Origin of the sequence: Tepidimonas fonticaldi (assembly GCF_007556755.1) — a bacterium.
Lineage (GTDB): Bacteria > Pseudomonadota > Gammaproteobacteria > Burkholderiales > Burkholderiaceae_C > Tepidimonas > Tepidimonas fonticaldi.
The window spans coordinates 1-735 of sequence record NZ_VJOO01000079.1 but is presented as its reverse complement, the minus strand read 5'-3'; the positions used below and the strand labels follow the sequence as shown (position 1 = coordinate 735).

Here is a 735-nt window from a genome sequence, read left to right as displayed (position 1 = left end):
CGCGCAGGTTTGCATTCGGGGCGAATACGCCGTGGAAGCGGGTGAGATGCGCGCGAGGTGGCGGGACCAGTGCCGCCAGCTTGGCGATGAAGTCCACCGCATCCCATTCGACATGCGTGGTCCCATTGCGCCAGCTGCGCCAGACTGACTGGAAGACCCCACACCGGAAAGTCCCATGGACAGCTACCGACCAATCGACTGCCATCTGCACGACTACCTGGAGATCGCCTGCCTGTACCGTTACCGACTGCTGCTCGAACTGGTTGACGGCGGGCGACTCGAAGCCGATGCCATCAGCACCGAGACGCGCCCCAGCAAGGAGGAATTCCTGCTTGTGGCAAGCGAAAGCGGCCAGCAGGCCCTGCGCCTGGATCTGCTGCTGGCCATTACCCCGCTCACACCCGGTGCGCGCTTCGGCCGGGTACTGTTGGGCAACCGCCCGAAAACCTGAAAGAACCGCCCCTCCGGCGCAGACAAAAAACCGGGCAATGCCCGGTTCTTTCCTACCACATCAGGTCGTCAGGAACCTGATAGGCGGCGTACGGATCATCGGCATCCGGGGGTATAGGAAGTTCAACCGCCCTTTTTTGCGAGTCTGGCGGGTAGGAAGCGGCCGCGCAAGCGCCGCTTTGGGCACAGATCGGGCACAGATCGGGGGTTCATGCGTGGGTTTTCGACATCGCGGGGCCACGCAGCGGCTCAGTGCGTAGCCATTTCTCACCGAATCCCGGCACA

Annotated in this window: 2 protein-coding genes and 1 pseudogene; 1 reads left to right on the top strand and 2 read right to left on the bottom strand. The window is 63.0% G+C overall.

Annotated elements, in window-relative coordinates; all coding sequences use genetic code 11:
* Nucleotides 1-133 (bottom strand): annotated as a pseudogene (locus tag Tfont_RS15140) (transposase); the annotation flags it as partial.
* A 42-nt stretch (nucleotides 134-175) separates the two neighbouring features.
* Between Tfont_RS15140 and Tfont_RS14390 the strand changes: the two are divergent.
* A complete protein-coding gene (locus Tfont_RS14390) occupies nucleotides 176-451 on the top strand; it encodes a Rho-binding antiterminator (protein ID WP_143969938.1) in 276 nt (91 codons plus the stop codon).
* Between the two features lie 52 nt (nucleotides 452-503).
* Here Tfont_RS14390 and Tfont_RS15090 read toward each other — a convergent pair whose 3' ends face one another.
* On the bottom strand, nucleotides 504-566 hold the full coding sequence (locus tag Tfont_RS15090) for a DUF2058 family protein (protein ID WP_390612549.1): 63 nt from the start codon (nucleotides 564-566) through the stop codon (nucleotides 504-506).
* Nucleotides 567-735 lie beyond the last annotated feature (169 nt).